Origin of the sequence: Mesorhizobium sp. B2-6-1, from assembly GCF_006440475.1 — a bacterium.
In the GTDB taxonomy this organism is placed as follows: Bacteria; Pseudomonadota; Alphaproteobacteria; order Rhizobiales; family Rhizobiaceae; genus Mesorhizobium.
On the sequence record NZ_VFUH01000014.1, the window covers coordinates 140,211 to 146,754 of the forward strand.

Annotated in this window: 5 protein-coding genes and 2 pseudogenes; 1 reads left to right on the plus strand and 6 read right to left on the minus strand. The window is 58.6% G+C overall.

Features of this window, described 5'->3' with window-relative positions; all coding sequences use genetic code 11:
• Positions 1-85: 85 nt before the first annotated feature.
• The 3 genes and pseudogenes from FJ443_RS25215 to FJ443_RS31815 form a co-directional block, all read right to left on the minus strand.
• A complete protein-coding gene (locus FJ443_RS25215) occupies positions 86-982 on the minus strand; it encodes a LysR family transcriptional regulator (protein ID WP_140501511.1) in 897 nt (298 codons plus the stop codon).
• 21 nt (positions 983-1,003) lie between these two features.
• A complete protein-coding gene (locus tag FJ443_RS31300; RefSeq protein WP_181165398.1) occupies positions 1,004-1,159 on the minus strand; it encodes a hypothetical protein in 156 nt (51 codons plus the stop codon).
• A 403-nt stretch (positions 1,160-1,562) separates the two neighbouring features.
• Positions 1,563-1,705 (minus strand): annotated as a pseudogene (locus FJ443_RS31815) (IS630 family transposase); the annotation flags it as partial.
• 211 nt (positions 1,706-1,916) lie between these two features.
• Here FJ443_RS31815 and FJ443_RS25220 point away from each other — a divergent pair.
• Positions 1,917-4,541, plus strand: a complete 2,625-nt coding sequence (locus FJ443_RS25220) for an EAL domain-containing protein (protein WP_140523374.1) — start codon at positions 1,917-1,919, stop codon at positions 4,539-4,541.
• Between the two features lie 364 nt (positions 4,542-4,905).
• Here the strand turns inward: FJ443_RS25220 and FJ443_RS25225 are convergent.
• The 3 genes and pseudogenes from FJ443_RS25225 to FJ443_RS25235 form a co-directional block, all read right to left on the minus strand.
• Positions 4,906-5,526 (minus strand): annotated as a pseudogene (locus FJ443_RS25225) (ISNCY family transposase); the annotation flags it as partial.
• Positions 5,527-5,697: 171 nt separating this feature from the next.
• Positions 5,698-6,141, minus strand: coding sequence for a type II toxin-antitoxin system VapC family toxin (locus FJ443_RS25230; protein ID WP_140522733.1), 444 nt, complete (start codon positions 6,139-6,141; stop codon positions 5,698-5,700).
• A 2-nt stretch (positions 6,142-6,143) separates the two neighbouring features.
• Positions 6,144-6,395 (minus strand): type II toxin-antitoxin system Phd/YefM family antitoxin, encoded by a 252-nt coding sequence (locus FJ443_RS25235; RefSeq protein WP_140522731.1) that lies wholly within the window; start codon positions 6,393-6,395, stop codon positions 6,144-6,146.
• Positions 6,396-6,544: the final 149 nt, after the last annotated feature.

A 6,544-nucleotide genomic window follows, 5' to 3' on the forward strand; every position in this document is an offset into this window, starting at 1 on the left:
GCTTTGCTAGCATTAAGTTTCGGGGCAGGAAGGGTAAACGTATCGTATCAATAACTGCCGGGAATGCCGCGCTATCGCTGCAATCCTATGGTCGATCGTCTGCAGCGCGGAGTTCCCTGAGAAGGAAGTCGGTAAACGCACGGGCGGCGGGCTTTATGGTCTTTGCGCTGACAAAGAGCGCATTCAGTTCCATCGAGCCGAAATCCCAGTCGGGCAGCACCCGAACAAGTTTCCCGGCGTCGAGCTCTGCCCGCGCGCTGTTTTCGCTCGATGCGGCGACCCCCAACCCGGCGACAGCGCTTGCCGTGGCTACTTCGTTGGTGGTGATCGAGAGCGCGCTATCAACGCGCACGGAGGTGATGCGGCCGCCCTTGCGGAAGGAGAAAGTCGGCGAGGGATGCGCTGGACTGATGATCACCGAGTGGTGCACGAGATCCGACGGCATCGTGGGTGTGCCGCGCTCCTGTAAGTAGCCTGCCGAGGCCGTGAGTACCCTTGGCTGGTGGATGAGTTTGCGCGCCATCGCGCTGGAGTCGGGGAGGGCGCCGAACTGCAACGACACGTCGAGGCCCTCAGTCACGAGGTCTGGGTAGCGGTCCGTCACTCGGAGCTCGATTTTCAGCGCCGGATGCTGCTTCGTAAACGCGCCAAGCCGCGGGATGATCTCCCTGAGCGCGAAACTTGTCGGCGTGCCGACGCGAAGCGAGCCGCGCAACTCTCCTGTTCCGCGCGCCTCGTGGTCGGCATCGTCGAGCGCTGCGAGGATCGTTTCGACGCGCATCAAGTACGTCGCGCCGGCCTCGGTCAGCGTCACTGCTCGCGTGGTGCGGCTAAAAAGCGTCGCGCCGACCTCCTCCTCGAGCGCAGCGATCAGCCTGGATGCGGACGGCTGCGACAGGCCAAGTTCGCGCCCGGCACGGGAGAAGTTGCCGACGCGCGCGGCGCGAGCAAACAGTCTGAGTGCTGAGAGTCGGTCGTTCATCACTTGGTGGCTCGCGGCGGGCTACACGGAGGTCGGATCCAGCACGAGGGCCAGGATCGTATCGAGCGCGGCGGCCACCGCCACCGCAGCGCAGACGGCGGCGACCCCAAACCCCCGTGCTCGTTGGAAGCGAAAAAGGCCGACTGCGGTCGCGAGTGCGGCTTTCCAGGCATTCATCGGTCTCCTCAGCGGCACCATGCTCTGCAACACCTGGGAAGTAGTGCCTATCGACTCTCAACATAATCGTCTATCTGTGAGACACCGCCTCTCGGCATATGAGAGTAGGTAGTTTGCGTGCTCCTGGCGGCGCTATGGGATGTCGGCGGCAATATCCCCTGCGATTAGGAAGTCACGGTCCCTCGCTACGAGCCGCCCCCACGCTTCTGATCTCAGCGCGCCTCTTCATTCAGCGCGCAGCGCAGTTGGTGTCAAACCGCGAAACGCCGGTATCATTCAACCGCTCGTCGCTCAGGTGCGGTCGTTAGCTCTGGCCGCTGATTATCTTTTTGCCGCGGGGCGCCGCTTAGTCCATGCCGGCCGCGCTGATCGCCTTATATTCGTGGAGCAGCCGCGCACCCATACAGCGCAGCGCGCCACGGAAGGTCAGGGTGCGCCAATGGCCGCGCGGAGCCAGGGCGCACAGCCGCTTCCACTTCGGCCGCCAACATGACAGCGAGCCATGTTGGCCTTGATCCACGGCTCATCGAACAGGCACTGGGGATCGGGCCCGGTCTGCGAGGATCCAAACGCAAGCGCCTGCTGGCGAGATCAGCGCACGCCAGATACGCGGTAGTCTTCCAGGTGTCTTTTATAAATTTTGAGTAGAGGCGAAGAGATTCGATTAAGTCGGCTCCGATATCCTGCGCCAACTGGAAATCAGGGCGACCGAGATTCCATCTTGCCATTTGCTATTCATCAGCGCTTCCGCACCTTGATGACCTGGACCAGTCTTCCGGCAGTGATCGCCCTTGCGGTGCTGTTAACTGCCGGAATTTTTGCGGACCATCAAAACAGCATTGTAACCGAGCAGGCATTGCGCGTTGACGTTGCGAAGGAGATGAACCTCGTTCGCGCCAAACTTGAGGGTAATGTCAACGGAGACCTTCAACTGGCGCGTGGTCTGGTCGCGACGATCGTTACTGAACCGAACATGAGCCAAGCTCGCTTTGCCAAACTGGCAAAGAGCCTCTTTCGCGAGAAGACACAGATCAGAAACATTGCCGGCGCCCCTGACCTGGTCGTCTCGTTGATGTATCCGAGGGAAGGCAATGAAAAAGCGATAGGGCTGGACTTCCGCGAAGACGAAAAGCTGCGCGAAGCAGTACTTCGGGCACGCGATAACAAGCAACTGGTGTTAGCCGGGCCGGTAGAACTCAAACAAGGAGGTCAGGCATTCATCGGGCGATTTCCTGTCTTCCTTGACCGTGACGGCCCTCGCGAGACGTTCTGGGGCATAGTGGCCGCCGTGATCGACGTTCCGAAGCTGTACGCGGACAGCGGTCTTTTAGACAAGAACCTGCCAATCGAAATCGCTCTGACAGGTAAGGACGCTCTCGGGAGAAGCGGGGCGCGATTTTACGGTCCCGCGTACGTGACGGAACAAGATCCCGTCACTTCCGAGGTGCGGTTGCCGACAGGATCTTGGCAAATTTCCGCCATTCCCAAGGGTGGCTGGAACACCACGCCCCGCAACGCCTGGATTTTGCGACTAACAATGCTCATCGGCGGCGCCCTGGTCGTGGTTCCGATCGTCTTTGCGGGGCGGCTTCTCAATCAGCGGTATAAGCATTACGCCGATCTGCGCCGCGGCGAACGACGACTGGCACAGCTTTCAGAGAGGCTGGAGCTTGCGCTTGACGCCTCGCAAATTGGCGTCTGGGAGCAGGATCTCGACTCGGACATTATATTCTGGGACGACCGCCTGAACGAAATCTATGGCAAGTCAGCAGATGGCGAACCAAGAACCTTCGAAGAGTGGTCAAGATCGATCCACCCTGACGATCTCGACGAGGCTAAGCGGGATTTCGCGCAAGGGATCGCAACCGGCATATACTCTTCGCAATATCGTGTGGTGCTTCCCAATGGAGTTGTCCGACACGTCCGCGTGCGTGCCAAGACTTACAGGGACGGCACCGATCACAAAATGGTTGGCGCGGAATGGGACGTGACGGCGGATGTGATCCAGACACGGGAACTGGAACGGGCAAAGGATCTCGCCGAAACGAGGAGTGCTGAGCTTGAGGCGGCGACAGCGCGCAATGAGCATACGGCGCTTCACGACTCACTGACCGGCCTTCCGAATCGCCGCCACCTTGACACGATGCTCGATAGCTACGCCGTCACAGGCTCAACGCCTGGCAGCGGCGCCGCGCTTCTGCATCTTGATCTCGATCGTTTCAAACAGATAAATGGCACGCTCGGCCATGCCATCGGCGACGCCGTGCTGATCCATACCGCAAAGGAGCTGACATCAACTGTTCGCTCATCAGACTTCGTTGCCCGAGTCGGAGGCGATGAGTTTGTGGTAGTCTGCAGACGCGATATCTCAACTGATCAGCTTAAACAGCTGGCCGACCGCATCATACATAGATTGCGGCAGCCGATTCCCTACAAGGACCATCAATGCCGTATCGGCGTTAGCATCGGGATCGCAGTCGATGCGGACGGTCCCATCGACGGCCCACGCCTGATGGTCAACGCGGATATAGCCCTTTACCGGGCCAAGAGTCGGGGACGCAATCGATATGAGTTCTTCACCCAGGACCTCCACTCTGAGATCATCCGGACCAAACGGGTAGCCGACGAGATCCTCGCAGGGTTGGAACGCAACGAGTTTGTTCCACATTACCAGCTACAGTTCGATGCCAAAACGCTGGAGGTTGCGGGCGTTGAGGCGCTGGCGCGCTGGAACCATCCCGCCGACGGACTTCAGACGCCAGCCGGGTTCCTCAAGATTGCTGAAGAGTTGAATGTCGTTTCAATTATTGACCGACTAGTACTGGAACAAACCCTCCACGACCTTGATCGCTGGCAGAGGGCCGGCCTCCTGGTTCCGCGCGCTTCGGTGAACGTCTCCGCGAGACGGCTTCAGGACGAGGAGCTGATCACCAGCCTGACGTCACTTTCGATAAAACCAGGAACCGTTTCGTTCGAACTTCTAGAATCAATCTTCCTCGACGACAACGATGAGCTTATGATCTGGAACGTCAACCAGATCAAGGAACTCGGAATCGACATCGAAATTGACGATTTCGGCACCGGCCATGCGTCGATTGTCAGCTTGCTCAAGCTTCAACCGCGACGGTTGAAAATTGCACGCCAGCTAGTTGGTCCAATCGCCAGGTCAGCCCAGCAGCGAGAGGTCGTACAATCGATTGTGCAGATTGGCCGGTCCTTGGGCGTGGAGGTCATCGCCGAAGGTGTCGAGACGATGCAGCAGGCCAAGGTCCTCAAGAATTTAGGCTGTGACATCTTGCAAGGCTATGCGCTGAGCCGACCAATGACCGCACACGGCATCACGAAGTTGTTAAACAACCGGCGAATGCTCGCAGCATCATGAGATCAGCGCGCGCGCGACGAGCATCGGCGCCCGCCAACCCCCGTTTGCGGCCCCTGCGCATGACCAAGCGGATGTACTAGCGCCATTTCACGCGCCAGACCAATGGCTTTTCTAACAAGGCAGAGGCTCACGCCAGCCCGGTGGCCTCCATTCCAGGTATTACAATTGAGCGACGCATTGATGCCTCGCGCCGCATGACGCAGGCGATAGCCGCTGGCGTCACTGGCAAGCTTTTGGAGATTGGTCACATCCTTAAGCTTCTCGAAGGGAAGGAAGCAGAACCGAAGGCTCGCGGCTCACTTCGGATACGACAGGCCGGGTAGGTTCTTTCAGGTTCTCATGATCGACCAGGGGACTGGGGCTTATCGGAGTAGAATGCGACTGGGCAGCCGTGTGCCTTCAGATAGAGTTCCAGCGCCTCGAAGGAGCTGAAGGTGCTCTCCGACTTCACAAAGCGAAGCTGCTGGAGCTTGCTCGTGGCGTCGTCGATGAAGACGAGCAGGGTGCATGGATCGCCCCGCTCCTCGAACCAACGGTGATCACTGCCGTCGATCTGCACCAGCTCGCCATAAGATTCTCGACGCAAACGAGGCTGATGGAATGTCCGGCGCTGCTTGCGCGACAGCCAGATTCCGGCTTCCGCCATCCATTTGCGCAACGTCTCTCGCGACACGATCAGGCCGTGGTTCGCCGCCAACTTCTCGGCCGCCAAGGTCGGCCCGAAGTCGAGATAGTGTTCCCGAACCAGCCGAACCGCCAACTCACCGATGCCGGCGACATATCGATGGTTCGACGGTCGTCCTCGAGCCTTGTGCCGAAGTGCCGCGGCGCCTTCAGTCCGGAACGCCTTCAGCAGATGCTGGACCTGGCGCGTTGTCATATCCAGGACATGCGCCGCCGAGACAACCGTCATGCGCCGCTCCAAAACCTTCGACAGCACCTCGATGCGTTGCAGCTCGCGCTCGCTCATTAAGATCAGTCCCAACCCGCCGTCTCCCTCGCTCATCGGCGAGCAGGGCGACATTCCTACTTTGCGGAATCAAGACATTTCTATTTTGCGGCAATACCCATAAGTCGCATAACATGTATTATGGAACTAACATTTGTGATTACTATTCATATACTTATGTGAACTTCAATATTTCGATTGGACAAGCTAACCGGGAAGCCCGATGAACGGATTCTGATACCGAACTCCGAGCGGTCTGAAATCCTTTTCATTGTCCGTGAGCACGATTAGATCGTGTTGCGTGGCTGTGGCAGCAATCGCGATATCCTCGAAACCGGGAGAGATGCCAGCTCCGCGGGCGACTGCCATAAGTTGCCCGGTTATCGTTGCCGTCTCGAGATCAAGAGGCAGAATGCGGCTACCGTAGTAGTGACGAATTTCTCCCCACCACTCAGCGAGCGCGGCCGCTTTTTTGGTGGCACCGGTTCGCTTGGCGTTCGCAATACCGTCCTCGATCTCAGCCGAGGTGATGACGGACAGCCAAAGGTCGGAGGATCTGTCGACGATCCAGGCAACTAGTCTTTCATCGGAGGGTGTCCTGCGTCTCGAGGGGGCGAGCAAACTGACGACATTCGTATCCAGAAGGTACAACGTCAAAACGCCGGGTCACGCAGAGCCCGTGCGGGCTTTCGGCTTCGCGCTGGCAGGTCGCCGTCCTCCAAGGGCGAGTTTGTAAGCAACCAACCCAGCGATGGCACACGGGAAAGGCGCTCGTAGTCCGCATAGCTGATTACGACAGCCTCTCTTTTGCCGTGACGGGTGACAACCGTCGGTGCGCCTGCAACCGCTTCGTCGACCACATGCGAGAACGTCGCCTTCACGTCTTTAAGCTGAATCTCTTTCATCTTGACAGCCCTGTGACCAAAGTAGTCATATAGCTTATGGAGCGAGCCTTGACAAGAAGGCCGTAGCCCAACTGTCGTAAGCAGATGAGTTGTCCGGATTAGGTAGCACGTGAGTTGTCCGGTTTTATCGCCAGCGGATGGAGGCTGGG